The organism is Enterobacter chengduensis (genome assembly GCF_001984825.2).
GTDB classification, from domain to species: Bacteria; Pseudomonadota; Gammaproteobacteria; order Enterobacterales; family Enterobacteriaceae; genus Enterobacter; species Enterobacter chengduensis.
This window is the reverse complement of the sequence record NZ_CP043318.1, coordinates 1331390-1358114: the sequence shown is the minus strand read 5'-3', so window position 1 is coordinate 1358114 and position 26725 is coordinate 1331390. Positions and strand designations below refer to the sequence as shown.

Here is a 26725-nt window from a genome sequence, read left to right as displayed (position 1 = left end):
AAATATCATGGACTAACAGGACGTTTGATGCTCAGACTCTACACACTGTGGGAACTTGAACGGGAAGTGTCGCCCGATAAGTTCCAACATATCCTGACCCCTGAAGCTGCAATGGAAAAGGCGGCATACTGCTATGACCTGGACTACAGGAAATACACGTCAGCACCAGTAAACGAAGCTCCCAGACCGCTAGATGGACTTAACAACAAACCCTATCAGCGAACGGACTACGATCCAATTTATGATGATCTGGAAATAAACCTGATGGAGGGTTGGATTATCGGCCTTGATACCGATGTACACTGGGACGAAACAGTAAACCCGTTCCATATCAGCGCTGATGGTGAACTGATTTTTGATAACGCAGATCCGTTCTGCTGGATTGTCAGTGATTTTCAGCGTGCATTCCGGCTCGCCATCAGCAACCAGAACGGCAGGAAACCCGCTGCAACTGAAAAGTTTCAACCTTCCGGAGAGCCAGTGCAGTACGCACAGGTGGCGAAAACCATCAACACCAAAGCTGCCGGGCGACTGCTTGCGGCTGGCGGTGTTTACAACGGCAACATTGAGGGATTCAGGCAGACAGCCGAACAGTTGGGAGGCGATGCGCTAGCGGGCTACGATCAAGTCATGGATAACAAAGGATTACTGATTACCGCTGCATCAGTAGCAGCTGGGCTAGCGATAGGAAAAATTAACGTTGCTGGCGAACTAGAAGAATTATCGTCGTTAAGCAAAATTCCAACTTTTGAATCTCCTGCACTAAAGGGGTTTACCTCGGAGTCAGGAGCATTGCTAAATGCCGAACACGCCGTTGTGGATTACAGAAAACTAGCGACTTACTCTTTAGATGTTAACCACCCAGTCGGAGGGCATAAGGCCAGAGTATTCGAGTCTGCGCTGGGTTATAACCCGACAAATTCAGACGTGCTAGGGAGTCGAGTCCAAGAGGGTATATTAACCGCCCCCGCTAAAGTTTTGGAGGCAAACCAGCACGGGCAGCGAATGGCCGTAGATATGCCGATATTAGGCGCCAACGGTGAGACAGTGATAGTACGTAGCGGTTGGATATATGAACCTGATGCCGTCGTTCCACGCATGACGACAATTTTTGTTAAGTGAGACGCAGGACATGAGAAGAGAAGAGTTTGAAGTCGTTGTATTAGCGGAAGATTTGCCGGATAAAGGGTTAACTAAAGGCATGGTCGGTGCCATAGTATTCATACATGAAAAACCATATCTGGCCTACATGGTTGAATTTGTAGATGATGAAGGGCGAACTATTGCAATGCCAGATCTTTTACCTGAGCAAGTAACGGATTACATCCCGCCAGAATGATTGCAGTAGAGCTAATTCAACACAACCACACGGGAAAGATGACAATCATGCCTTTCCCGCTTATCAGTCCACAACGGTCTGTCTATACATTCCAGTGATTTGCCACAGTACGGATCGCACAACCCAGCAGTTTTGCGGTCTGGGTCTGGTTCAGCCCTTCGACTTTGCAGCTATGAACGGCGGCGCGGCGCTATGTGGCTTCCTGGCGTCCAATCTTCTTCCCCTGCGCTCTGGTGCGGTTCTGCCTTTCCTTGTTGCGTTCTGCAGGAAATGGGCGGCAGGGAGTCGATCGAAATGGTCCGTCGTTACGCTCACCTGGCGCCGAACCATTTAAGCGAACACGCGCGGAAAATAGATGCCATTTTTGGCAACCATGACACAAATACGACACAGGGAGGAAATCAGGCTGGTTTGAAGCTGGCGTAAGTGCCTGTTTCTTAATGGCACGCCCTGTAGGATTCGAACCTACGACCTACGGCTTAGAAGGCCGTTGCTCTATCCAACTGAGCTAAGGGCGCACTGAGAAGAGTGAACTTCGCGGTGTGAAACGCGAAGAATTATACGGTCAATGGCAGGTGAGTCAATGCCTTTTCCGTTTTCAGGGGCAATTACCGCTAGCCGATTGTAAATACGGCTATTTTCTCAACATTTCCTCCTGTTTCACCGTAAAATTTAGCGCTGCGAAAAGGCTTAGTTGCATTTAAGTAACGCCTGCTGTTTTCCTGAACGACTGCTCGTCACACTAGAGTCAGGTATCCCAGCCGCCTGGAGGCTGACAGAAAACAGGACAATGGAGTGACAGCGCAAAACCCGATCGATACGCCCCCCCGGTTACACTACATTTCTCAGGACATCGTCGGCATTAAGCTTGAGCCCATCGTCGCCCTCACCTCCTTGCGCCGGGCTGGCGTGGAGGTGCTGAGCGTTCTGTCAGATACGCGGCGCAGCGAGGACTTTTTTGGCGATCGGTCAGCAGACTGGTCGTTAACGCTGCTTGAGGCACAGCTGGCCGCGTTAAAAAATACGCCGCACGCTCATAACCTTTTTATTAATCTGCCGATAACCGTCCTGACAGAGCCTGCGTCTTTTCAGCGGCTTATCCGGATGAAAGGCGCGCCGCTCAATATTGAGTTGGTCGACCTCGCCTCTTTTGTGGCGCTGCCCTGCGCGCAGAAGGAGCGGGTCGTTCGAAACCTGCAGCAGCTCAGCAGACAGGGGCACGCTGTCTGGCTGGATGACGTAGATGAGGACTTAATCACGTCGTTTTTATCCTGCCGACTCCCGTTAAGCGGCATCAAGATAGATAAGGAAGCATTCTGGCGTTTACGCGATACCCCTGCCCTGAGACAACTGGTTTCCCTTTGCTTTCAGCTGGCCGGGAAAGTGCTTATCGAAGGTATTGAGACTGAACGCGATCGTACCTGGGCACTGCAGGCAGGCGCAGACCTCGGCCAGGGATATTACTGGCCGTCCTGGACATGGCCGGAGGATTAAAACGCCATTTCCAGGAGGGAGGCCATGCGAATGACAGTGCGCCGTTACCGGCGGCGGCGTACAGGAAGTGATGCACTGGGATTCACGCGCTCACCTTTTGCTCCCCCCTTTTTCGACCGGCTCGAATTTTTGAGCCAGTCCATCAGCCAGCCCCGCAAAACAGACGCCCCGTTTATCCTTCTGGTGACGGAAGATCATTACCTGCGCACCGGTTTTCTCAACGGGCAGTTTCCCCTGAGCAGCTGCTGCGACTACGCCACGCTGGACGACGCCCTTATCGCGCAGGCGCAATGGCCCTCCGCCCGTCTGGTCGTGGATATTGAAAGCCGCTCTACGGGGCTTCTTGATAAACTGGATCAGTTGAGAAGGCATAGCCTGTTTCCTCCTTTCCTTACGCCCTGGCTGTTAGTCCGCGCCGATAACTATGACACCCGCCTCTTCTGCAAAGCGGCAGGTCCCTTTCACGTGCTCGAGCGCCAGCTGAACGCCGCGGCGCTCCAGCACAGCCTGCTGGATACGCCGCCCCCACAGGGATCCGATAAAGACTGGTTCTCGCGCAATGAATGGCCGATCCTGCAGGAACTTTCCCGCGGCAAAACGTTACGCCAGATTGCGCTTATGCAGAATCGTCCCTATAGCCGCATTATCTATCGTCTCAGCTGCATCCTGGTGAAGCTCGGGTTGAGCCATCGGCAGGAATTGCTCCACCTTCTCAACAACCTCTCAGACTGCACCTTTTCACTCACGCCCTAACCCCTTATTTCCTAAAGCGCTTTAGGAATTTACTTACCATTCATGTTGCAAAAATGTTAATTATTAACAATAACGTCGAAATTATAACTATTCCTAATTTATGGGCGCTAACCTTCTGAAATGCCGCAAATTGAACGAACGGCAGCACTTTCCTCCATCCGTTAAGTGAATGCAGAGAGCGTTAATAAGATGATAATGATGTAAAAACAAGCAGCTCAGCGACATCATCCGGGAGGAAAAAACGAAGCGGATAGCATCTTCTCCTGTACAGGAGACCCGAACCTCCGGGTCCGCTCATGCGCTTTCAGATGAAGGTATGACGGCCTGCGAGGGCAATTGTTAACCTCATCAGCGTGGGTTTATCCCGTCAAATGATGCGTATTTTTGTTAACAATTGATCAACATACAGAGATATCTGTTATTTTTTGTTATTACATAAAGATGAAAATATGCGGTAAATGGGATAACAGGATATTTCCGCTAAATTTAAAAAAATAGCGATTCAGATCCAGAAGATAATACAAACCCATAAGCGGATATTAATTTACAGGGTTTTCGGAAAAAACTTACCCTGTATAATAAGAAGCGTACCAAATCTGAATAAGAAAAATCTTTTGCCAACACCAGCCAAATGAGATGACCGCGCTGAGGCACAGTTCTTTTCATTACGTAAACAAGGATGCTTTCGCTCTTTCCAGGGAAATACTACGGTATAGGGATCTGCACTTTATATCCTTCCGGCACTTCGAGAGTTTTACAAACTCTGCATAACGCTTTTAACAATCTGAGGCATTAAAAATGAAACCGGCATCCGTTATCATTATGGACGAACATCCTATCGTCAGAATGTCGATAGAAGTCCTGCTACAGAAAAATAAGAATATCACAGTCAAGCTCAAGTCTGGCGATAGCCATGAAGTCCTTGACTGTATCCGCAATCACCCTATCGATCTGGTGATCCTTGACATTGAACTCACGGGCACGGATGCATTCTCTTTACTCAAGAGAATCAGAAACTTAAACAAAGAGATTAAGGTTCTGTTCCTCTCGTCTAAATCAGAGTTGTTTTACGCGGGTCGCGCCATTCGCGCCGGGGCAAATGGCTTCGTCAGTAAACGAAAAGATTTGGGTGAGATCTACAACGCCGTAGAAATGATCCTGATGGGCTATTCCTTTTTCCCATCTGAAACGCTGAACTTTATAAACCATTTGGGTTCAGGGAAAGGGATGGCAGTCGATATGCCATTATCGAACCGCGAGGTCACGGTATTACGTTACCTGGCGAATGGATTATCCAATAAGGAAATTGCTGAACAGCTGCTATTAAGCAACAAAACCATTAGCGCACATAAATCCAATATTTATTCCAAGCTGGGTGTGCAAAGCATCGTGGAATTAATTGATTACGCCAAAGCGCACGAACTGCTTTAACCTGAATTCACTCCCTGCAGCTTATCTGAGCTGCAGGGAGTGCGGTCAGTGCTAATTATAGTTAATCATGAAGGTGGCATCCGCATCGGCCCGTCCGGGCTGAGGGTTATCGGCAGTGGCAATATAATTGGCATAAAACGACAGTATCGCATTCCCCTGCGCATCCACCGGGACCGGCTGGCTGGCCTGCTGGAGAGCCAGACGCGTTTTATCCGCATCCCTGATCTCAACGGCGACATGCGTTGCGGTACTGGCGTCATTCAGCGCCAGCAAGCCGCTATTGCTCCCGTCTGCTTTTCCCGAAAAAGTAATGGACGCCGCGCCCGGCGGACAGCCGGTCAGCTTTAGCGTAAACGGCATAGGCTGCGTGCGGCTCCCGGTGGTGCCGAGCTGTTTCGTGGGCCAGGTGCCCAGCGTGACGGTCTTGTCGCTGTCGCTGCCCTCGGCAACGCAGGTAAAATCAACTATGTTGCCGTAGAGCTGAATGTTAATTTCGCCCAGCGCGGTGTCCGCCCGGGCCTGAGTGCAAAGCGCAAAAAGCGCCACGGTGATAAAACGGATCCCGTTTCGCATATTGGCTCCTTAGTCGTAATCCACGCGCAGATACCCGCGCGAGGTAAAGCGCCCTTCCGCGGGCTTATTGCCCGTTACGCTCACCGGCCAGACCCGGATCCCCACCTGCGCCTGCGCGCTGTCGTCGAGGCGGAACGGAATTTTGCTCGTCAGGTTGTTGGGCGTGAGCGGCGCACCGCTCTCGTTGGCAATGATGAACCCTACGTCCGGGTTATCCGACACCAGCGCATTACTGGAGACCTTTTCAGCCTCAACGCGCATCGTCAACATGGCGTTCGCCTCTACGTTGGTGCATTTAATCGCGATGGTTTTACTCTGCGATGAAACCCCTTCCGGCTTGTTGCCCGCGCCCGCCTTGCTGAACAGGGAGGCGCCAATGTCCCCGAAATCAAACTCCACCACGTTACCGGCGTTAATGGCGCAGCTTTGCGGCACCTGGATGGTTCCGCTGTAGCTGATGGTGTAGACCGGCGTGGTTAACGGGTCAGAGGCGGTGGTGGTCACGTAAACGCGGAACATCGTGGCGCGCGGGATCACCACCATGTTGATAAAGCGCCGGGTCACCTTCAGGCGGAAGACGAGGCTGGAATCCTGCACGCCAAACGGTTTGTTTTTGGAAACGTTGGGATGGTTCCCCATCTGGATATAGTTTTTGGGCGGGTAAAACACGCCAGCATAGCTGTCCGTGATTTTCATGGCCCCGTCCAGATAGTCGTTGAGCTTCAGGTACTGATAGCCGTCGCTCGTTCCCGTCACCGGGTAATCGGTCACATAGCTACGCCTGGTGGTATTCCCGGTCGTGCCTTTCGGGCAGACGGCATTCACCCCTACCCACTGCGACTTCTCGCTGAGCGTCACGACCTGCCCGACCTGGTTGTTCGAGCTATTAAATTTATCCGTCAGGTCGTAATGCACCTCGGTCGGCACGCCTTTTTCATTGACGCACACGGTCGCTAATGCGTTTGTCGCGGGCAGTAGTGCCAGAAGCGACAAGGCAAGAATGTGGATTTTATTCACAGCGAATCCCCTTCAGTGTGATTGCCTGCTGCAGGCTCTGTTCAGACAAGCTGTATGGCGCACGGCACTGGGACTGCGCCCCGTCGCCCCACTGGATCAGCAGCTCGCCTTCCAGCGGCAGCCCGCTCAGGTAAATTTGCCCGTCATCCCCCACCATGCTGGTGACGCCGCTTTTGATCTCCCGAACTACCGCGCCGAACGGCACGGGCTGGCTGCCGCGCGTCACCGTCAGCAGCGCGCGTACGCCAATGCGGGTATCAAAGCTGGCGCGCACCAGCGCGCCTTTGGTCGGCACCACGCTGCTCACGTTATTTTCGATATCGGTGTTGTTGCTCATGGTGTTGGTATCCAGCGCCACGCGGTTGTAGCGATAGACGGTGGCATACGGCATCACCGCGTAGCCGCGCCAGTCGGTCTTCACGCCGGTCTGGTTTTCAATGCTGACGCCCGATGCCCCCGGGGCTTTGATCAGCACGTTGGTGTCGCCCAGCGGCTGGCTGAAGGTCACGCCGTCAGCGTGGCCAACCACGCCGCCGGAGAGCTGCCAGTTGAGGTCGTGCTGGTCGCGGCTATAGTTGTAGCCCACGCCCAGCGTGCCGTAGGTCGCCTGCCAGTTGGCGCTGGCGCTTCCGCTTGAGCCGTTGGTGCTGGCGTGTCCCTGGGTCACGCTGTAGTTGAGGTTGCGATCCTCCAGCAGCGTGCCGCTGACGCCGGTTTGCCAGCTGGTGTCGCCATCGCTGTTTCGGCTGGCGGATGCCGTGGCGTAGGCGCGGTCAATCGCGCTATCACGGCGATACCCCTGACGGGTAAAGATACTGAACGGCACGGAGACGTTAAACGAGGCGATCCGGTCGGTGCCGTCGATCCCAACGGATTTGTTCCACGACCACGATACGGAGTAGTTAATTCCCTTCACGCCACCCGCGTAGCCCAGCTGGTACCAGAGGTTCGTCTCGTCGGTTCCCCAGTAGGTCTGCTCGCTACCGGAGATGTAGACCGAGCCGTAATCCCCCAGCGACTGCGACACGTTGAGCTGGAAGCGGCCTTTTTTATTCCACGTCAGGTTGTGATAACTCTGGACGTCCGGCACATCGTTATCGTTCTGGCTATCGGCATACTGATAGCCTTCCATTGTGCGCCAGGCCACGTCGTCGAGGGTGTAGAACCCTTTTGTCGAGTAGCGGTAGCCCAGCAGCTGGAAGTTGGTGCCGAAGCTGTTAAGGGATTTCGCATAGAGGAAGCGCAGCGACTGCCCTTCGTGCCTGCTGTCGTCCGCGAGCTGGCTGCGGGCGTGGGTAATATCGAGCGAGACCGCCCCCCAGTCGCCCAGGTTTTTCCCGGCCCCGACGGCCACCGCGGTGTAGCGTGACGCCAGCTGCGTGCCGCCATACAGGGTAAAGCCGTTGGCGAGCCCGGTCACCAGGGTGCCCTGGGTGAAGAACGGCGTATCCTGATCGCTGTTGCCGCTGCGGTAATCCCCCGCGACGAGGTCGTACTTCCAGCGCCCCTCACGCTGCAGGAGCGGCACGGTGGAGTACGGCACGGTATAGCGCTGCTGGCTGCCATCTTTCTCTTCCACCGTGACGTCCAGGTCACCGCTTGATGAGGTCGGGTTGAGATCGGTAATCGCAAAGGCGCCGGGCTGAACGTAGCTTTGATAGATAACGTAGCCATTCTGCCGCACCACCACTTTGGCGGGCGTCCGGGCGATCCCGCGCACGGTCGGCGCGTAGCCCTGCAGGCTGTCCGGGTACATGCTGTCCGCCGAGAAGAGCCGCCCGCCGCGGAACCCCATGCTGTCGAAGACGTCATTCCCGGTGTTGCTGTCGCCCAGCACCAGCTCGCTTTTCAGCGGGATAACGGTGCGCTGCGCCCAGGTGCCAATATTCTGCCACTCGCTGCGCCGCTGCCCGTTCGTCTGCGTGTACCGCCATGCGCCGTTGTTACGCAAGCGCCAGGCGCCGTAGTTCAGCCCGCTCTGCAGGTTGAGGTAATAGCTGTCGTCTTCGCTTCCCCGGTTTCCGGTGAAGCTGTAGTTCACCAGCGCGGCGGGGATACCTTCATCCCACTGTTCAGGCGGAATGTAGCCCCGGGCGCTGTTTTGCAACGCCACCTGCGGCAGGCTGACGTCCAGACGCTGTGAGGCAAAGTTGAATACCGTTTCGCTGCCGGGTATGGCCGTGGTCAACGGCACGCAGGTCTCGCCCTGCACCTTAGCCAGCTCGGGAAATGCCGCAACGTTGACGCCAAAGCGATCGAGCATCGCGCGCGTAACGCACGGCGATAGCCCGCCCGCCACCGGCGGCGTGTTCTCGGCCTGCTCAAAGCGCACGTCCTGGGTACCGATAAACTCATCGTTACGCCAGATATCCACGCGATAAACGCCGGGCGCCTGCTGGTGTCCTTGCTCAAAACGCGACAAATCCGCCACGCTGGCGGTGTCGTCGGACAAAAAGGCCGGGTTGAAATAGCTTTCGCTCCAGCCAGCCTGCGGCCAGAGCGCAGCCATCAGCGCCAGCGCAACCGGGCAGTAACGTCTCTGGTGGTTTTTCATCGCCCTGACTCTGCTCACAGGTTGACGCTACGCGCCGGGGTGATGGCGCCGTAGTCATTCACGCTCTGCCAGGAAAGCGTACCGCCGGCACCGGCCGGCAACACCTGCTGCGCCGCGCTTTTCGGCGCCACCATCAGGTTTTCCAGCTTCTTCCCGCCCAGCGTCAGATTGACGAGAGTGATGTAATACGGCGACGCGTTGCTGACTTTGAGATGGTTACCCGCGCGTTCAAACCGCAGCTGGGAAAGCGCCTCTTCTGGCTGCATCGCCAGGTTGTTCGGGCGCACAAACAGCTTGATGCGTGACAGGATCGCCAGCTGCAGCACGTTATTGTTTTCCGTTTTCGCTTTGTTCACCGACGGGATGGCCTTCACGTTCATGTAAAAGAGCGATTCGCGATCGGCAGGCAGCGCGGGCCCCGCGTAAATGATACGCAGCGTGTTTTCACTGTTGGGCTCGCTAACAAACAGGGGCGGGGTGACGGCAAAGGTCTTTTCTTTTTGCCCGCTCGCATTTTCAATCCACGCGTTAATTAAATAGCGTTCCTGCTTGTTGCTGTTGGTGATCGCCAGCGACGTTTGCTTTGCCTCTGCGGGATAAATAACGCGCGTGGCCCCCAGTGCAATACCGCCGGATGCATTTGCGCAGGCAGAAACCATCATCAAAATAAACGCTAAAAACAATCCTGGTTTAATTAGGGTATTCATCACAACCGTACCTTTAATAATGTGTTCGCAGGTGTTATGGATAAATCAACGTAAACCAGACATCCGACTGAATTTTGCCTGGCTCGAGGTGTTCGGAAATAGCCCGGTAGCGGGCGCTAAAATGGAACGCGAGCTCGCGGGTATCGATCGGCAGCCAGCTGACGGCCGTGGCGTTTGGGATAATCTGACGTTGCTGCTCGTCAAAGAGCGCCAGCCCAACGCCGCTGCTGACGGGTGTTTCACCCGGCCGCGATGTCGCCAGAAAAACCTGCGGATCTTCTGCGGGCGTGACGCCCTGAAACTGGATCCCCACGGTGCGCGACACATCAACGCTGCAGTCCAGCAGCCGCACGGTAAAAGGCACATTCACCGTGGAAAAGCTGCCCACGCCGGAAAATGAGTTGGTTCGGTACTGCCCCATGTCGATGCGCATATTCTGGCTGTCGGGCGCCACGGCGCAGCCGCCGTTCACCAGCTCACCTCTGAGATGAACCTTGCCGCCCTCGATCACCACGGTATGCGCCGATGCCGGGCAAGCCATCGCAAGGGTTAACAGCAGTAGTGTTCCAGTCCTTGTCATCCTTCGTTCCTGGCAATAGCGTATGACGGGCCTCGTCCCTGAGGCCTGAACATCCCTGTGCGGAGGAATTATTCGTATTTCATTACGAAGGTGGCGTCAGCGTTCGCCTGGCCTGGCTCGGTAGTGGCAGCCGTTGATTTATAACGCGCGGTGAACTTCAGGGTGTTTGTCCCTTCGATCAGCGTCTGCGCAGCAGAGAAGGTCGCACCGTCTGGAGTCAGCACGCTGGATTTGCTGTCGAGGATCTCAATGCCCACGCCTTTCGCGGTGTTGTCGTTGTTACCGGAAGTGACGGCCAGCAGGGTTTTGTCCGTTGGGTCGATCTGACCGGTGAACGCAACCGCTGCCGTTTGAGCAACCTGCGGATCGCAGTCATTCAGTTCAATGTTGAAGGGAATATTCGAGGTGGTGTCGCCCACTTTGGTAAATTTCGCGGTACGATATTGGCCCAGATTAACGGTCTGCTCGGAAGAATCAGTATTTACTGAACAAGCAGCATTAACCAGCTCCCCTTTAAAATGCACGGTACCGCCATTGACGGAAACCGCATCTGCATGAGCGGCACCCGCGACCAGGGCCAAAGTTGCAATAACAGTAGAAGCAATGTTGCTGAGTTTCATGTCTATTCCTTTAAAATGTAAATAACCCTTCCCGCCAATAATCGGGAATAAGAAATACGTTCAATTGAAAAATTGAAAGCTTATTTCGGAGGAGACAAAGTAGCTCAGGAATAGACTTTTAAATATGTCAAAACGCTGCCATTTCGCCAGGTCACATCCTAATACCGCCTAAGAAATTGACCATCCCCTAAGAAGGGTTTTTGCGCCTCGCTGATAAAAACGCGTAAAGGGTGACTGACAGCGACGCTCGCTTCTGACAAAATACAGGCCATCCCCCCTTTCAAACGTTACAGACGGAATCTTCTCTCTGATGGCAGCAAAGATTATTGACGGTAAAACGATTGCGCAGCAGGTGCGCTCTGAGGTCGCGGAAAAAGTGAAGGCGCGTAAAGCGGCAGGATTTCGCGCACCCGGGCTCGCCGTTGTGCTGGTTGGCAGCAACCCGGCATCGCAGATTTATGTCGGCAGCAAGCGCAAAGCGTGTGAAGAGGTCGGCTTCGTCTCCCGCTCTTACGATTTGCCGGAAACGACCAGCGAAGCAGAACTGCTGGAACTGATTGACACCCTGAATGCCGATAAAGCGATCGACGGCATTCTGGTTCAGCTGCCGCTGCCAGCAGGCATCGACAACGTGAAGGTGCTGGAGCGTATCGCGCCGGATAAAGACGTGGACGGTTTCCACCCGTACAACGTGGGTCGCCTGTGCCAGCGCGCGCCGCGCCTGCGTCCGTGCACGCCGCGCGGCATTGTGACGCTGCTGGAGCGCTACAACATCGACACCTACGGCCTGAACGCCGTGGTCATCGGTGCGTCCAACATCGTGGGCCGCCCGATGAGCATGGAGCTGCTGCTGGCCGGCTGCACCACCACCGTGACCCACCGCTTCACCAAAAACCTGCGCCATCACGTTGAGAACGCCGATCTGCTGATCGTGGCGGTCGGTAAGCCGGGCTTTATCCCAGGCGAGTGGATTAAAGAGGGTGCGATTGTCGTGGACGTCGGCATTAACCGTCTGGAAAGCGGCAAAGTGGTTGGCGACGTGGTGTATGACGATGCCGCCGCGCGCGCGTCTTACATTACCCCTGTACCGGGCGGCGTAGGCCCGATGACCGTAGCCACGCTGATTCAGAATACCCTGCAGGCGTGCGAAGAATATCACGACGTAGAGGACGCTTAAGATGGCGACTTTTTCATTAGGAAAACACCCGCACGTTGAGCTGTGCGATCTGCTCAAGCTGGAAGGCTGGAGCGAAAGCGGCGCGCAGGCGAAAATCGCCATTGCCGACGGGCTGGTCAAAGTGGACGGTGCGGTAGAAACTCGCAAGCGCTGCAAGATTGTCGCGGGCCAGACCGTGAGCTTTGAAGGCCAGAGCGTGACGGTTACGGCCTGAGCCGTCTGTTGCCCTCACCCTAACCCTCTCCCACAGGGAGAGGGGATAGAATCCCCTCACACCCATCACGGTTAATTATCGATCCACTTCAAATAATCACTATTTCATCTGTTGAAACGTGAAAATTCTGTTGCGCGTTTTTCACTCTTTGCCCACGATAAGTAGAACGTTCTACTAAAACGTTCTACTTACAATAACAGCGCCAAAAAAAGCGCTACTCGGGGGAAATCAGCATGAGTCTGATATCAGGGTTTGTTAAATCGCTGTCTAAGTTATCGATGATTGGTCGCGCCTTAATGCTGCCAATTTCACTGCTTCCCGCTGCGGGCCTGCTGCTGGCCTTCGGCGATAAGTTTCATCTGCCGCTGATGATGAACGCGGGCGGGGTGATCTTTGATAACCTGCCGATGCTGTTTGCCATTGGCTCTGCCGTAGGCCTGGCGTCAGAGTCCGGCATTGCTGCGCTCTCTGCAGCGGTCTCGGTCTTTGTCACCAATATCACCATCAGCACCGTGCTGAGCATCACGCCGGAAATGGCCTCTCAGGGCGGAAAATACGCCATGGTGGTCGGCATCCCGACGCTGCAGATGGGCGTCTTCGGCGGCCTGATCTGCGGTATCCTCGCGGCCTGGTGCTATAACCGCTTCCACACCATGCAGCTGCCGGAGTTCCTCGGCTTCTTCTCCGGAAAGCGCTTCGTGGCGATTGCAACGGCGTTTCTGTCGTTCCTGATGGGGTTGCTGCTGCCGTACGTCTGGCAGCATATTCAGGCCGGTATCGACGCGCTCTCCGTGGTGGTTAACGGCGATAATCAGGCGGCGTCGACCTTTATCTTTGGCCTGGTGGAGCGCGCGCTGATTCCGCTCGGTCTGCACCATATCTGGTATCCGTCGTTCTGGTATTCGTTCGGGGATTACACCACCCAGGCGGGCCAGGTGATCCACGGCGACCAGACCATCTGGTTCAAGATGCTGGAAGAAGGTGTGAAATCCTTCAGCAGCGATACCTACCAGAACGCCGGTAAGTTCATGCAGGGTGAATTCCCGCTGATGCTGTTCGCGCTGCCCGCCGCGTGCCTGGCGATGTATCACGAAGCCCACACGAAGAATAAGAAAATCGCGGCCGGCATCCTGTTCTCCGCGGCGCTCACCTGCTTCCTGACGGGGATCACCGAACCGGTTGAGTTCACCTTTATCTTCGTGGCGCCGATTCTGTACGTCTTTAACGCCATCATGGCGGGTCTGGCCTACATGACCATGTATCTGATGCATGCGCATATCGCCAAGTCGTTCTCGGCGGGCTTTATCGACTACCTGTCGTTCGGGATCCTGCCGTCCTTTAACGGTTACCAGACCAACTTCCTGAACGCCATTATCATCGGCATCCCGATGGGGCTGATCTACTACTTTACGTTCCGCTTCGTGATCCGTCGCTTCGACGTGAAGACGCCGGGCCGTACGGAAGTGACCGCCAACGCGGATGAGAAATCGGACTCCGAACTCGCGACCGAGATCATCACCCTGCTGGGCGGGGCGCATAACATCGACTCCGTCGGCGCCTGCATCACCCGCCTTCGCCTGGAAGTGTCAAAAAGTGAGGCGGTCGATAAAGACGGCCTGAACGGGCTCGGCGCGCGCGGCGTGGTCTTCGTCGGCGACAACGGTATTCAGGTGATTTTTGGTGCCAGAGCACAGTTTATCGCCCAGACCATGTCCACCATGATCGGCAAATAATAAGATGCCTGAACGACACGTCTCCTGTACGCTGGGAGACGTGTTTTATCTGGCTGATAATCGGCAAATTTCAAGGAGCGGTTTTGAAGAAAGTCAGCATTATTGATGTCGCAAAGCACGCGGGCGTGTCGGTTTCCACCGTCTCGCTGGTGCTGCGCCAGAAAGGGAAAATCTCAGAGGCAACGATCGGGAAGGTCAACGCTGCCATCAATACGCTGGGCTATGTTCATAACGTCGCCGCTGCCAACCTTCGCGCCAACACCTCTAATTTAATCGGCCTGATCCTGCGGGACTTCAGCGACAGCTTCTCTATCAAAGTGATGGCGAGCATCGTTCAGGAGCTGGAGAAGCAGGGTTATATGGTGTTTCTCGGTCAGCCCCTGAACGACCGTGACTATCTCGAACGCACCCTGCTCTCGTTTAAGCAGCAGGGCGTGGCCGGGGTCATCTACCTGGCGTCCGACACCCGCACCTCAACGCTGCCAGAGCACATTCGCCACTGCCCGCTGCCGCTGGTGGCGGTTTCCCAGTCGCTGCTGGATGAAAAATGTAATCTGGTGATGCGCGATAACCGCCAGGCCGCCAACCTGGCCGCGCGCTATCTTATTGAGCGGGGACACCGCAATATCGCCTATATTGGCGGACGCGACGGCTGTCTTATTCGCGAGCAACGCCTGCTCGGTTTTCGCAGCGCCATGACGCAAAGCGGGCTGGTCTGGCGTGACGAATCGTCCCCCGCCTGCACCGACGATACGCAGGCGGCGGCGATGGCAACGCGTCAGCTGCTTGAGAAAAACAACACCATCACCGCCCTGCTCTGCCATTCGCCGGACGCCATGATCGGCTCGATTTCCGGCATTCATCAGGTGGGGCGCACGGTGGGAAAGGATGTGTTTCTGACCCAGCAGGTCGCGCTGGTCGGTTTTGAAGATATGCTCCACGTTAACCTCACCTCACCGTCGTTTACCTACGTCTCCTCAGCGAGCGATGAAACCGGGCGTCAGGCGGCGGGGCTGATTATCCGCAAGCTGAAAGAGCCGGATCTGCAAACCCAGCGCATTACCCTTTCCGGGCAGCTTATTGCACGCGAGTCGGCGTAAAATCAGAATTTAGCACAGGTCTGCTGGCGCGGGATTACTGCTATATTTCCATGATTTGCCATGGATAATGACAATGCCTACCGTTATTACGCACGCTGCCGTTCCGCTTTGTCTGGGCTTAGGCCTGGGAACCAAAGTTATTCCTCCCCGCCTGCTGTTTGCCGGGATTGTCCTCGCCATGCTGCCGGACGCCGACGTGCTGGCGTTCAAGTTCGGCGTGGCGTACGGCAACGTTTTCGGCCATCGCGGGTTTACCCACTCCCTGCTGTTTGCCTTTGTGGTGCCGATACTGTGCGTGCTGACTGGACGACGATGGTTCAGGGCCAGCCTGACGCGCTGCTGGCTGTTTTTAACCGTGTCACTGCTGTCGCACAGCCTGCTGGATTCCGTGACGACCGGCGGGAAAGGCGTCGGCTGGCTGTGGCCGTGGTCTGATGAACGCTTCTTTGCGCCGTGGCAGGTGATAAAGGTCGCGCCGTTTGCGCTCTCACGCTACGCCACGCCGTACGGACATCAGGCCATTCTCTCTGAACTGATGTGGGTGTGGCTGCCGGGGGTGGTGCTGATGGGGTTGCTGTGGTGGAGAATGCGTGCGCGCTGATGCCCTCACCCGGCCCTCTCCCACGGGGAGAGGGAGAAAACCTAACAATTCCCTCTCCCTTTGGGAGAGGGTTAGGGTGAGGGAAAAATTACTTACGGCGCCAGGTGGTGCCCTGCGGGCCGTCTTCCAGAATAATCCCCATCTCGGTCAGACGGTTACGCGCCGCATCTGCCGCCGCCCAGTCTTTCGCCTGACGCGCTTCCAGACGCGCCTTGATCAACGCTTCAATCTCCGCCACTTCGCCGTCGTCCGCCTGCGCACCGCTCTGCAGGAACACGTCCGGCTCCTGCTCCAGCAGGCCGAGCACGGAGGAGAGCTTACGCAGATGGGACGCCAGGGCATTCGCCGCGGCCATATCTTCTGACTTCAGGCGGTTCACTTCGCGCGCCATGTCAAACAGCACGGAGTACGCTTCCGGGGTGTTGAAGTCGTCGTTCATCACCTCAATGAAGCGCGCTTCGAACGCCTCGCCGCCAGCCGCAGGAACAGACCTGTCGGTACCGCGCAGCGCGGTGTACAGACGCTCCAGCGCCGAGCGGGCCTGCTTCAGGTTCTCTTCGCTGTAGTTCAGCTGGCTGCGATAGTGGCCGGACATCAGGAAGTAGCGCACGGTTTCCGCGTCGTAATATTTCAGCACGTCGCGCACGGTGAAGAAGTTACCCAGCGATTTCGACATCTTCTCGCGGTCAACCATCACCATCCCGGAGTGCATCCAGTAGTTCACGTATTCGCCGCCGTGGGCGCAGGTGGACTGGGCGATTTCGTTTTCGTGGTGCGGGAACATCAGGTCTGAACCGCCGCCGTGAATGTCGAAATGTTTGCCCAGCTGTTTGCAGTTCATGGCGGAACATTCAATGTGCCAGCCCGGACGGCCTTCGCCCCACGGGGATGGCCAGCTTGGTTCACCCTCTTTCGACATTTTCCACAGCACAAAGTCCATCGGGTTACGCTTCACGTCAACCACGTCAACGCGCGCGCCGGCCTGGAGCTGGTCCAGATCCTGACGGGAAAGCGCGCCGTAGGTTGGGTCCGTCGGCACCGAGAACATCACGTCGCCGTTATCCGCAACGTAGGCGTGACCGCGTGCGATCAGCTTTTCGGTGATCTCGATAATTTCGTGAATATGGTGAGTTGCGCGCGGCTCGCTGTCCGGACGCTGAATATTCAGGGCGTCAAAATCTTTGTGCATTTCGACGATCATGCGATCCACCAGCGCAACGAAGCTTTCGCCGTTTTCATTAGCGCGCTTGATGATTTTGTCGTCGATGTCGGTGATATTACGCACGTATTTCAGGGTATAGCCCAAAAAACGCAGGTAGCGCGACACCACGTCGAAGGCGACAAAGGTACGGCCATGGCCAATGTGACAGAGATCGTAAACCGTAATACCACACACGTACATGCCGACTTCCCCGGCATGGATAGGTTTAAATTCCTCTTTTTGGCGCGTCATTGTATTAAAGATTTTTAACATCGAAGATTCCATGTAAACACGTGTGTGGTTGAAAACCGGCTATTCTACCCGTAATTCAAACCCGAAGCAGCACACAATGCAAGGTGATCGCATCCTGTGGTTATGCTATAACAGGCCCCTATAGATGACCCGAAGGCGGGTCGACGTACCACAATAACGGAACAGGATGCAAAAATGGTTACTTTCCACACTAATCATGGCGATATCGTAATCAAAACCTTTGATGACAAAGCGCCTGAAACAGTTAAAAACTTCCTGGACTACTGCCGCGAAGGTTTCTACAACAACACCATTTTCCACCGCGTGATCAACGGCTTTATGATCCAGGGCGGCGGTTTCGAACCTGGCATGAACCAGAAAGCGACCAAAGAAGCGATCAAAAACGAAGCCAACAACGGCCTGAAAAACACCCGTGGTACCCTGGCGATGGCCCGTACTCAGGCGCCTCACTCAGCGACCGCGCAGTTCTTCATCAACGTGGCTGACAACGACTTCCTTAACTTCTCCGGCGAAAGCCTGCAGGGTTGGGGCTACTGCGTATTCGCAGAAGTGGTTGAAGGTATGGACGTGGTCGACAAGATCAAAGCCGTCTCTACCGGCCGCAGCGGCATGCATCAGGACGTTCCTAAAGAAGACGTTGTGATTACAAGCGTGACCGTCAGCGAGTAATTCGTGGCGACACTCTTTATTGCGGATCTGCATCTGCAAACAGAAGAACCGGCGATTACCGCCGGTTTTCTGCGTTTTTTACGCGGTGAAGCGAAAAGCGCCGACGCGCTGTACATCCTCGGCGACCTCTTTGAAGCCTGGATTGGCGACGACGACCCTAACCCGCTGCACCGCGAAATGGCCTCCGCTATAAAGGCGCTGGTTGAGTCCGGCGTTCCCTGCTACTTCATTCACGGCAACCGCGATTTCCTGATCGGCAAGCGCTACGCCCGCGAAAGCGGCATGACGCTGCTGCCGGAAGAGCAGGTGCTCGACCTCTATGGCCGCAAGGTCCTGATCGTGCACGGCGACACGCTCTGCACTGACGATACCGGCTACCAGGCGTTTCGCGCCAAGGTCCACACCCCGTGGATCCAGAAGGTGTTCCTTGCCCTGCCGCTGTTTATTCGCAACCGTATCGCCGCCAGAATGCGTGCGGGCAGTAAAGCCGCCAACAGCAGCAAATCCATGACCATCATGGACGTGAACCCGCAGGCCGTGGTGGACGTCATGGAAAAGCACCGCGTTCAGTGGCTGATCCACGGCCATACCCATCGTCCTGACGTACATACCCTTATCGCCAACGGCCAGCCCGCACACCGTGTGGTATTAGGCGCGTGGCACAGCGAAGGTTCGATGGTGAAAGTCACGCCCGGCGGCGTCGAACTTATCGCTTTTCCGTTCTGATTATCCGCGCGATTTTGCGGCGTCTTTAACCGCGCAACCGTTTTCCTTGCCGATATTCCATGCTATTCTCTGTGCCCTCGAAAGCAGTGTGTTTCGCACCACAGGAGTTTTAAGACGCATGTCTTCCCGCAATAATCCGGCGCGTGTCGCCATCGTGATGGGGTCCAAAAGCGACTGGGCCACCATGCAGTTCGCCGCCGAAATCTTTGAAATCCTGAATGTTCCGCACCACGTAGAAGTGGTCTCCGCGCACCGTACCCCGGACAAACTGTTCAGCTTCGCCGAAAGCGCCGAAGAGAACGGCTATGAGGTGATCGTTGCCGGTGCGGGCGGCGCAGCACATCTGCCCGGCATGATTGCCGCGAAAACCCTGGTGCCGGTTCTCGGCGTCCCGGTACAAAGCGCCGCGTTAAGCGGTGTGGATAGCCTCTATTCTATCGTCCAGATGCCGCGCGGTATTCCCGTCGGCACGCTGGCGATTGGTAAAGCGGGTGCGGCAAACGCAGCCCTGCTGGCGGCGCAGATTCTGGCGACGCACGATAAAGACTTACGCCAGCGTCTGGCGGACTGGCGTAAAGCCCAGACCGACGAGGTGCTGGACAACCCGGACCCGCGGGGTGCGGCATGAAGCAGGTTTGCGTCCTCGGTAACGGCCAGCTAGGCCGCATGCTGCGTCAGGCCGGCGAGCCGCTGGGTATTGCCGTCTGGCCCGTCGGGCTGGACGCCGAGCCGGAAGCGGTACCGTTCCACCAGAGCGTGATCACCGCCGAGATCGAACGCTGGCCGGAAACCGCCCTGACGCGCGAGCTGGCGCGTCATAACGCCTTTGTTAACCGCGACGTGTTCCCGATTATTGCCGACCGTCTGACGCAGAAGCAGCTGTTCGACAAGCTCGGCCTGCCGACCGCGCCGTGGCAGCTCCTGGCCGACAAGCGCGAGTGGAACGACGTCTTCGCCATGCTGGGCGAGCTGGCAATCGTGAAGCGCCGCGTGGGCGGTTACGACGGCCGCGGCCAGTGGCGTCTGCGCGCGAACGAGACTGCCGAACTGCCGGACGACTGCTACGGCGAGTGCATCGTTGAGCAGGGCATTAACTTTAGCGGCGAAGTGTCGCTGGTTGGCGCGCGCGGGCACGACGGGCACACCGTCTTTTATCCGCTGACGCATAACCTGCATCAGGACGGCATTCTGCGCACCAGCGTCGCCTTCCCGCACGCCAACGCTGACCAGCAGGCGCAGGCGGAAGATATGCTCTCGGCCATCATGCACGAACTGGGCTACGTGGGCGTGATGGCGATGGAGTGTTTCGTTACGCCGTCCGGCCTGCTGATTAACGAGCTGGCGCCGCGCGTGCACAACAGCGGCCACTGGACGCAAAACGGCGCGTCCATCAGCCAGTTCGAACTGCATCTGCGCGCCATTACGGACCTGCCGCTGCCGCAGCCGGTGGTGAACAGCCCGTCGGTGATGATCAACCTGATCGGGACCGATCTGAACTACGACTGGCTGAAGCTGCCGCTGGTGCATCTGCACTGGTATGACAAAGAGGTGCGCGAGGGTCGTAAGGTCGGCCACCTGAACCTGAACGACAGCGACACGGGCCGCCTGAGCGCCACGCTGGAAGCGATGGTCCCGCTCCTGCCGCCGGAATACGCGAGCGGCATCGTCTGGGCACAGTCAAAGCTTAAGTAAGACATCTGCGCCGGGGAGTTGACCTTCCCCTTCCCCGGCGTACAATCCCCGCCCATTGCTGCTGAGTTTTCTTCTGGAATAACCATGAACGATGGAACGGACTATCGCGCGATCCTCGCGTCTGATACCCCTTTAATCGACGTTCGCGCGCCGATCGAATTTGCCCAGGGCGCGATGCCCGCCGCCCTTAACCTGCCGTTGATGAACGACGACGAACGCGCCGCCGTCGGCACCTGCTACAAACGTCAGGGCCCCGAGGCCGCGCTGGCGCTCGGCCACCGCCTGGTGAGCGGCGAGACGCGCGAGGCGCGCATCAACGCCTGGCGCGAAGCCAGCCAGGCCCATCCTGAGGGCTTTCTCTACTGCGCGCGCGGCGGTCAGCGCTCGCACATCTCGCAGGCCTGGCTAAAAGCGGCGGGTGTCGACTACCCGCTCATCCGCGGCGGCTATAAGGCCCTGCGCCAGACGGCGATTCAGGTGACGATTGAGCAGTCGCAAAAGCCGATGGTGCTTATCGGCGGCTGTACCGGAAACGGGAAAACCCTGCTGGTCAAGCAGCACGCGCAGGGTATCGATCTGGAAGGGCTGGCGCACCACCGCGGTTCGTCGTTTGGCCGCACGCTCACGCCGCAGCTCTCCCAGGCCAGCTTTGAAAATTACCTTGCGGTCGAGCTGTTGAAGAAAGATGCCGCGCGCTGGGTGCTGGAGGACGAGGGCCGGATGATTGGATCCAACCACCTGCCGGAGTGCCTGCGCGACCGCATGGTTGAAGCCCCTATCGTTGTGGTCGAGGACCCGTTTGACGTCCGTCTTGAGCGCCTGCGCGAAGAGTACTTCGACCATATGTGGGCAGATTTTTCTGCGGCCTACGGTGAAGAAGCAGGCTGGAAAGAGTACAGCGCATACCTGCACCACGGCCTGTTCGCCATCCGCCGCCGTCTGGGGTTGCAGCGGTACGCTGAGTTCACCGCGCTGTTAGATTCCGCGCTGCTGGAACAGCAACGTACTGGCAGCACTGACGCGCACTTCAGCTGGCTTGTGCCGCTGTTAAAGGACTATTACGACCCGATGTACGGCTATCAGCTGGAGAAAAAGGCGGAGAAGATTGTGTATCGCGGGACGTACGAAGAGATTGCTGAGTGGCTTGATCGCTGAAAAATAAAGCCGGGTGGCGGCTACGCCTTACCCGGCCTACATGTTCTCCCCGTCTGTTCCCTCTCCCTTTCAGGGAGAGGGTTAGGGTGAGGGTCAGAAGTCGTAACGCAGACGCACCAGGTTCATGTCGCCCAGGTTGTCGGTGCTGGAGGTGAACACGTGTTCGTAATCCACGCGGAAACCGTAATCCAGCTGGAAGCTGATCCCCACGCCGTTATCAATGCGCTGGTAGTTACGGCCATTTACGTACTGAATACGGTCACCCATGAAGTAAGGCTGGATGGATTTCACCGCGTACTGACCGATTGGGAATTTGTACCCTGCGAAGTACTCAATACCCCACGCGTCGCCCGCGAAGTAGTCGTTAACAGACACTTTTTTGGTGGTCAGGAAGTTCTGGTACCAGCCGCCGCCTGCGGAGAAGGTCCAGTTGTCCGGCGTCCAGCTCAGCGCGGTACCGAGGATGTTCTGGTCGTAGGTTTTGCTGTCGCCGTTGTCCGGGTTACGCATGTCGGCGCGGGTGTAGTTCCACGCGGCGCCCCAGGTCAGATCGGCGGTCAGGTGGTAGTCCAGACCCAGCGAGCCGCCGCCTTTACGCTTGTAGCGCAGGCCGTTGCCCGGCAGGTATTCGCTGTCTTCAAACAGGTAGGATGCATAGATGTCGGCATCGCCCACGGTTTTCTTGTATTTCAGCATCTGGCGTGAACGGTAAGAACCGTCGTAGTCGCCGTTGATCCCGTTGCCCGGTGCCTGGCCGATCATGTCGTAGTCCCAGATATCGGTTTTCGCGCCCACCACATCATAGTACACGCTGTTCTGTTGACCGAAGGTCAGCGTACCCCAGGTGTCGCTCTTCAGGCCGGTGTAGAGCATACGACGCGTGGTGTCGTGTGCGCCGTCGGCGTAGTGGTTATCCCAGTTAAACTGCGCGGGAATGTTCACGCCCAGCTCGTAGTAGCTTACCCAGCTGATGTCATCAAACAGGTAGTAGTCTGCTGCGAAACGGAAGCGGGTACCGCCGTCAAAGCCGTTACGCTTGTAGCTGTTTTTACCGTCGTCGCCGGTCATGTTCTGGAACTGAGGACGAATACTGCCGCCAACGGTGAAGTTCAGGCGGCTCAGCGGGTTACCCGCCTGCGGATCCTGCTTAAGAACGGTGATTTCCGCCTGAGAAGCGAAGGTCGTTAATGCCACTGCCGCGCCGATCGTTGCCGCCAGCGCTGATTTTTTTATAGTCATTATTTTTCCTTAATAGACACGCTGCTAAATATTTAGCGCGTGAATATTAACTGGAAATAATCGGGCTGTGTGGACGGGTTTTTAATGTTTTGTGCTACTAAATGAGTGGGTATTATCACTTTGTGCTATTTAAACATGACGCACCGGCACGTATATCCGGTGCGTCATTATCACTACATCGAATCAATTCACAAACTCACGGAACAGGGCTTTGCCCTTCAGCAGCCGCGTACCGAGCCAGCCGCCGCAGAGAGAAAGCAGCCCCGCGCCGCACAGAGGCAGGATCAGCCACAGACGCCAGTCAGGCTCCCACGGGAAGTCGAAGACCTTTGTCTGCAGCACCGCCAGCGCCGTCTCGGCGCCAATGGCCGCCACTAAACCCGCCACCAGCCCCAGCAGGGCAAACTCGCTCCAGAGCGTCATTCGCAGCAGCCGCTTTCCGGCCCCCAGCGTGCGGTAAACCACCAGCTCCTGATGGCGCTGGCGCATGCCTACCTGCACCTGGGCCAGCAGCAACAGCACGCCGCAGATCGTCACCAGCACCACCATCACCTCCAGCGCCCGGCTCACCTGCTCCAGCACCTGCCCCACCTGCTTCAGGATCGCGCCGATATCCAGCAGGCTGACCGTTGGGAATTCCCGGTTAAGCTGGGTCAGCATGCCGTTGCCGTTTTCCCAGCGAAAGCTGGTCAGCCAGCTCTGGGGCTGTCCGTCCAGCGCCCCCGGCGGGAAGATAAAGAAGAAGTTGGGCCGCAGGCTTTCCCAGTCGACTTTACGCAGGCTGGTGACTTTGGCGGTAAAATCCTGAGTATCGCCGGTGAAGGTGACGCTGTCTCCCAGCTTCACGTTCAGGCGCGTCGCCAGCCCCTCTTCCATCGACACTTCCCCCGCTTTCGGCGGCCAGGTGCCGGCAACGATAGGGTTGTGGTCTGGACGTTTCTCCTGCCAGGTCAGGTTCAGCTCGCGGTTCAGCGACTCGTCCTTGTTCCCCTCCGTTGGCTGACCGTCGATCTGCGTCAGACGCGCGCGAACGATGGGATAGAACGACTCGGGAATAATGTGATGCTCCGACAGGAAACCCTTCAGCGGCGCAACCTGCTCAGGCGCGATGTTGATCAGGAAATAGTTCGGGCTTTCCGGGGGAAGCTGCTGCTGCCAGCGGTCGAGCAGATCGCCGCGCAGCACCAGCAGCAGCGCCAGCAGCATAAACGACAGCGAAAAGGCCGACAGCTGGCTGAGCGTTGACCACGGCTGATGCAGCAGGCGGTTGACCGCCAGGCGCACGGGCAGGGATTTCACGGTCAGGCGTTTCAGGACGTTGAGCAGTATCCAGCCCAGCACACCGCACAGCAGCGCCAGCACAACCGCCCCGGCCAGCACCGCCCACAGCAGCGTGCTGCCCCCCATCAGCCAGGCCAGCAGCCCAACCGCCACCGCGATAATCACCGGCAGGTAGAACTTCAGCGGCCAGACGTTCGCCACCACGTCGTTGCGAAGCACGCGCAGCGGCTGCGTCGCAAGCAGCAGGCGGTAAGGCCGTAGCCCCACCAGCAGCGAAATCACCGCCATCGCGCCCATCGCCCACAGCCACGGCCAGAGGCTGGCGGGCGGCAACGCGGCCGGAAGCACCGGTTTAAGCATCACCATCAGCAGTTTTTCAAACAGCAGCCCCATTATTCCGCCGGTCAGCGCCGACAGGGCCAGCAGCATCAGCCACTGGCCAACAATCAGCTTGCGCAGCTGCGCCCTGCCCGCCCCCAGGGTTTTGAGGATCGCCACCAGGTCGTAACGGCTGCGGCAGTAGTGCCCCATCGCCACGGCCACCGCCGCCACCGCCAGCAGCAGGGTCAATAGCGCAGACAGCAGCAGGAACTGCTGAGAACGCTCAAGTGATTTACCGAGCGCCCCTTCGTCCTGCTCCATCCCGTACCAGCGGTGCTCGGGTTTTAGCTGCGGCAGCAGCCATTTCTCATACGCGTCCAGCTGGGCAGGCGTGCCGCCAAACTTATAGCGCCAGGTGACGCGGCTGCCCGGCTGCACGGCATGGGTTGCCGGGACGTCCGCCGTGTTCATCAGCAGGCGCGGCGCGAGCTGGAATGGGTTAAACCCGGAGTCAGGCTCCTGCACCACCTCCCCGGCGATTTTCAGCGTGGCATCGCCGACGTCAATGCTGTCACCGGGCTTCAGGTTCAGAAGCGCCATCAGACGCGATGCCAGCAGCACCGTGCCGGGCGCGGGTTTTAGCCCCGACGGGCTGGTTTGCAGTTCGCCGTACATCGGGTAGACGTCATCCACGGCCTTGACGCTCGCCAGCTGCGGCGTGTCGCCCGCAAACGTCATGGTCTGGAAGGTAATCTGCTCGCCTACCTTCAGCCCTTCTTTGCGCGCTTCTTCAATCCAGCCCGGCGGCACGGAACGGGAGCTTTGCAGCGTCCGATCCCCGGCCATAAACTCCCGGCTCTGCTGGCTGAGCCCTTTTTCCATGCGGTCGCTGACGCTGCCGAGCGCCAGCACGCAGGCCACCGCCAGGCTTAGCGCCAGCCAGACAATCAGCAGTGAGGGGGAGCGCCACTCGCGCCAGAACCAGCGGGTAATCATGCCTCCTCCTGAAGCGTACCGTTGACCAGCCGCAGGCGACGGTCGCAGCGTGCGGCCAGCTGCGGATCGTGGGTCACGAGGATAAGCGTAGTGCCGTGCTCGCGGTTGAGCGAAAACAGCAGGTCGGCAATCCGGTCTCCGGTTTTACGGTCAAGGTTGCCGGTGGGCTCATCGGCAAACAGCACTTCCGGGCGGCCGTTAAACGCCCGCGCCAGCGCCACGCGCTGCTGCTCGCCGCCGGAGAGCTGGGCGGGAAGATGGTCAAGACGTTTACCCAGGCCGAGCTGTTCCAGCAGCGCCTTCGCGTGAGCGCGGCTTTCACGGCTGCTTTCACCGCGCAGCAGCGCCGGGAGTTCGACGTTTTCCAGCGCGTTCAGGGTCGGGATCAGCATAAAGGACTGAAAGACAAAACCAACGTGACGCGCGCGCAGCGCGGCCCGCGCCTCTTCATCAAGCTGGTGCAGCGGCTGCCCGACAAGGTGGACCTCGCCGCTGCTGCCGTCGTCGAGGCCGGCCAGAATCGCCAGCAGCGTGGACTTACCGGAACCGGATTCGCCAATCAGCGCGATGGTTTCAGCGCGTTTGACAACGAGTTCAACTCCGGTAAGGATGGAAAGCTCGTGTTCCCCCTGACCGACGGACTTCTTAAGATGATGAACTTCAACACTGTTTTCCGCTGGCATTTGCCCTTCCTGTTTTTGATTCTGATGACTTTCCGCGCGGCGGCAGCGGACACGTTACTGGTTCTGGGCGATAGCCTGAGCGCGGGCTATCGCATGGCGGCCAGCGCGGCCTGGCCCGCCCTGCTCAACGACAAATGGCAGAGCAAAACGACGGTAGTCAACGGCAGCATCAGCGGCGATACCTCGCAGCAGGGCCTGTCGCGCCTGCCTGCACTGCTCAAACAGCACCAGCCGCGCTGGGTGCTGGTGGAGCTTGGCGGCAACGATGGATTGCGCGGTTTCCAGCCTCAGCAGACGGAACAGACGCTGCGCACCATTTTGCAGGACATCAAGGCGGCAAACGCCCAGCCGCTGCTGATGCAAATTCGCCTGCCCGCTAACTACGGTCGTCGGTATAATGAAGCCTTTAGCGCGATCTACCCTAAGCTTGCCAAAGAGTTTGATATTCCGCTGCTGCCATTTTTCATGGAGGAGGTCTATCTCAAACCCCAGTGGATGCAAGACGACGGGATCCACCCCAACCGCGATGCGCAGCCGTTTATTGCCGACTGGATGGCAACGCGGCTGGCTCCTTTAGTTAAACATGACTCCTGATT

26 protein-coding genes, 1 tRNA gene and 1 pseudogene are annotated in these 26725 nt (G+C 57.3%); 17 read left to right on the top strand and 11 right to left on the bottom strand.

The annotated features are described in order from the left end of the window. The first annotated feature begins 27 nt into the window (after positions 1–27). The 3 genes and pseudogenes from FY206_RS06750 to FY206_RS06740 all read left to right on the top strand — a co-directional run. Entirely contained in the window at positions 28–1122 is a 1095-nt protein-coding gene (locus tag FY206_RS06750) for a DUF6883 domain-containing protein (protein WP_032638632.1), read from the top strand. 10 nt (positions 1123–1132) lie between these two features. Next, positions 1133–1339: a DUF4926 domain-containing protein gene (locus FY206_RS06745; protein ID WP_032638630.1), complete on the top strand. Its 207-nt coding sequence runs from the start codon at positions 1133–1135 to the stop codon at positions 1337–1339. Positions 1340–1579: 240 nt separating this feature from the next. Then, a pseudogene (locus FY206_RS06740) lies at positions 1580–1765 on the top strand (integrase); the annotation flags it as partial. Positions 1766–1780: 15 nt separating this feature from the next. Here the strand turns inward: FY206_RS06740 and FY206_RS06735 are convergent. After that, positions 1781–1857, bottom strand: a tRNA-Arg gene (locus FY206_RS06735). Positions 1858–2134: 277 nt separating this feature from the next. Here FY206_RS06735 and FY206_RS06730 point away from each other — a divergent pair. The 3 genes from FY206_RS06730 to fimZ all read left to right on the top strand — a co-directional run bounded on the left by FY206_RS06730 (position 2135) and on the right by fimZ (position 5017). Continuing rightward, on the top strand, positions 2135–2833 hold the full coding sequence (locus FY206_RS06730) for an EAL domain-containing protein (protein WP_032638628.1): 699 nt from the start codon (positions 2135–2137) through the stop codon (positions 2831–2833). Positions 2834–2857: 24 nt separating this feature from the next. Further along, positions 2858–3586, top strand: a complete 729-nt coding sequence (locus FY206_RS06725; protein ID WP_032638626.1) for a helix-turn-helix transcriptional regulator — start codon at positions 2858–2860, stop codon at positions 3584–3586. A 798-nt stretch (positions 3587–4384) separates the two neighbouring features. After that, positions 4385–5017 carry a fimbria biosynthesis transcriptional regulator FimZ gene (fimZ, locus tag FY206_RS06720; protein WP_032638624.1) on the top strand — a complete coding sequence of 211 codons (633 nt, stop codon included), beginning with the start codon at positions 4385–4387 and terminating at the stop codon, positions 5015–5017. 51 nt (positions 5018–5068) lie between these two features. Here fimZ and sfmF read toward each other — a convergent pair whose 3' ends face one another. From sfmF to fimA, 6 genes are all read right to left on the bottom strand, one after another. After that, a complete protein-coding gene (gene sfmF / locus FY206_RS06715; protein ID WP_032638622.1) occupies positions 5069–5590 on the bottom strand; it encodes a fimbria assembly protein in 522 nt (173 codons plus the stop codon). Positions 5591–5599: 9 nt separating this feature from the next. Next, complete coding sequence (fimH, locus tag FY206_RS06710) at positions 5600–6607, bottom strand: type 1 fimbria D-mannose specific adhesin FimH (protein ID WP_032638620.1); 1008 nt, start codon at positions 6605–6607, stop codon at positions 5600–5602. Further along, a complete protein-coding gene (locus tag FY206_RS06705) occupies positions 6600–9161 on the bottom strand; it encodes a fimbrial biogenesis usher protein (RefSeq protein ID WP_032638618.1) in 2562 nt (853 codons plus the stop codon). Before FY206_RS06705 ends, fimH begins: the two co-directional genes overlap by 8 nt. 14 nt (positions 9162–9175) lie before the next feature. Continuing rightward, complete coding sequence (fimC, locus tag FY206_RS06700; protein ID WP_032638617.1) at positions 9176–9868, bottom strand: type 1 fimbria chaperone FimC; 693 nt, start codon at positions 9866–9868, stop codon at positions 9176–9178. Between the two features lie 34 nt (positions 9869–9902). After that, complete coding sequence (fimI, locus tag FY206_RS06695; RefSeq protein WP_023310642.1) at positions 9903–10448, bottom strand: type 1 fimbrial protein subunit FimI; 546 nt, start codon at positions 10446–10448, stop codon at positions 9903–9905. Between the two features lie 68 nt (positions 10449–10516). Then, positions 10517–11068: a type 1 fimbrial major subunit FimA gene (gene fimA, locus FY206_RS06690; RefSeq protein WP_032638615.1), complete on the bottom strand. Its 552-nt coding sequence runs from the start codon at positions 11066–11068 to the stop codon at positions 10517–10519. Between the two features lie 310 nt (positions 11069–11378). On the opposite strand from fimA, the gene folD reads away from it, so the two are divergent. The 5 genes from folD to FY206_RS06665 all read left to right on the top strand — a co-directional run bounded on the left by folD (position 11379) and on the right by FY206_RS06665 (position 15893). Then, positions 11379–12245 (top strand): bifunctional methylenetetrahydrofolate dehydrogenase/methenyltetrahydrofolate cyclohydrolase FolD, encoded by an 867-nt coding sequence (gene folD / locus FY206_RS06685; protein WP_032638613.1) that lies wholly within the window; start codon positions 11379–11381, stop codon positions 12243–12245. Position 12246: 1 nt separating this feature from the next. After that, the gene (gene ybcJ, locus FY206_RS06680) at positions 12247–12459 is read left to right on the top strand and encodes a ribosome-associated protein YbcJ (protein ID WP_004143016.1); all 213 of its coding nucleotides are present in this window, start codon (positions 12247–12249) and stop codon (positions 12457–12459) included. Positions 12460–12692: 233 nt separating this feature from the next. Beyond that, on the top strand, positions 12693–14192 hold the full coding sequence (locus FY206_RS06675; RefSeq protein ID WP_032638611.1) for a PTS transporter subunit EIIC: 1500 nt from the start codon (positions 12693–12695) through the stop codon (positions 14190–14192). 83 nt (positions 14193–14275) lie between these two features. Further along, positions 14276–15292, top strand: coding sequence for a Mal regulon transcriptional regulator MalI (malI, locus tag FY206_RS06670; RefSeq protein WP_032638609.1), 1017 nt, complete (start codon positions 14276–14278; stop codon positions 15290–15292). Positions 15293–15365: 73 nt separating this feature from the next. Further along, the gene (locus tag FY206_RS06665; RefSeq protein WP_032638607.1) at positions 15366–15893 is read left to right on the top strand and encodes a metal-dependent hydrolase; all 528 of its coding nucleotides are present in this window, start codon (positions 15366–15368) and stop codon (positions 15891–15893) included. An 88-nt stretch (positions 15894–15981) separates the two neighbouring features. Here FY206_RS06665 and cysS read toward each other — a convergent pair whose 3' ends face one another. Continuing rightward, a complete protein-coding gene (cysS, locus tag FY206_RS06660) occupies positions 15982–17367 on the bottom strand; it encodes a cysteine--tRNA ligase (RefSeq protein ID WP_032638605.1) in 1386 nt (461 codons plus the stop codon). A 174-nt stretch (positions 17368–17541) separates the two neighbouring features. On the opposite strand from cysS, the gene ppiB reads away from it, so the two are divergent. The 5 genes from ppiB to mnmH all read left to right on the top strand — a co-directional run bounded on the left by ppiB (position 17542) and on the right by mnmH (position 21609). After that, complete coding sequence (ppiB, locus tag FY206_RS06655; protein WP_023334762.1) at positions 17542–18036, top strand: peptidylprolyl isomerase B; 495 nt, start codon at positions 17542–17544, stop codon at positions 18034–18036. Positions 18037–18039: 3 nt separating this feature from the next. Beyond that, on the top strand, positions 18040–18762 hold the full coding sequence (gene lpxH, locus FY206_RS06650) for a UDP-2,3-diacylglucosamine diphosphatase (RefSeq protein WP_032638603.1): 723 nt from the start codon (positions 18040–18042) through the stop codon (positions 18760–18762). A 118-nt stretch (positions 18763–18880) separates the two neighbouring features. Continuing rightward, complete coding sequence (gene purE / locus FY206_RS06645; protein ID WP_032638601.1) at positions 18881–19390, top strand: 5-(carboxyamino)imidazole ribonucleotide mutase; 510 nt, start codon at positions 18881–18883, stop codon at positions 19388–19390. Continuing rightward, the gene (purK, locus tag FY206_RS06640) at positions 19387–20454 is read left to right on the top strand and encodes a 5-(carboxyamino)imidazole ribonucleotide synthase (protein ID WP_032638599.1); all 1068 of its coding nucleotides are present in this window, start codon (positions 19387–19389) and stop codon (positions 20452–20454) included. The genes purE and purK overlap by 4 nt, the downstream gene beginning before the upstream one ends. An 84-nt stretch (positions 20455–20538) precedes the next feature. Further along, the gene (gene mnmH, locus FY206_RS06635) at positions 20539–21609 is read left to right on the top strand and encodes a tRNA 2-selenouridine(34) synthase MnmH (RefSeq protein WP_032638597.1); all 1071 of its coding nucleotides are present in this window, start codon (positions 20539–20541) and stop codon (positions 21607–21609) included. A 93-nt stretch (positions 21610–21702) separates the two neighbouring features. On the opposite strand, the gene FY206_RS06630 is transcribed toward mnmH, so the two are convergent. From FY206_RS06630 to ybbA, 3 genes are all read right to left on the bottom strand, one after another. Next, the gene (locus FY206_RS06630; protein ID WP_032638595.1) at positions 21703–22848 is read right to left on the bottom strand and encodes a porin; all 1146 of its coding nucleotides are present in this window, start codon (positions 22846–22848) and stop codon (positions 21703–21705) included. Between the two features lie 183 nt (positions 22849–23031). After that, entirely contained in the window at positions 23032–25446 is a 2415-nt protein-coding gene (gene ybbP, locus FY206_RS06625) for a putative ABC transporter permease subunit YbbP (RefSeq protein WP_032638593.1), read from the bottom strand. Continuing rightward, positions 25443–26129: a putative ABC transporter ATP-binding protein YbbA gene (gene ybbA / locus FY206_RS06620; RefSeq protein ID WP_032638591.1), complete on the bottom strand. Its 687-nt coding sequence runs from the start codon at positions 26127–26129 to the stop codon at positions 25443–25445. The genes ybbP and ybbA overlap by 4 nt, the downstream gene beginning before the upstream one ends. On the opposite strand from ybbA, the gene tesA reads away from it, so the two are divergent. Beyond that, the gene (gene tesA, locus FY206_RS06615) at positions 26100–26723 is read left to right on the top strand and encodes a multifunctional acyl-CoA thioesterase I/protease I/lysophospholipase L1 (protein WP_032638589.1); all 624 of its coding nucleotides are present in this window, start codon (positions 26100–26102) and stop codon (positions 26721–26723) included. The two genes, ybbA and tesA, sit on opposite strands and share 30 nt — an antisense overlap. The last annotated feature ends 2 nt before the right edge of the window (positions 26724–26725 follow it).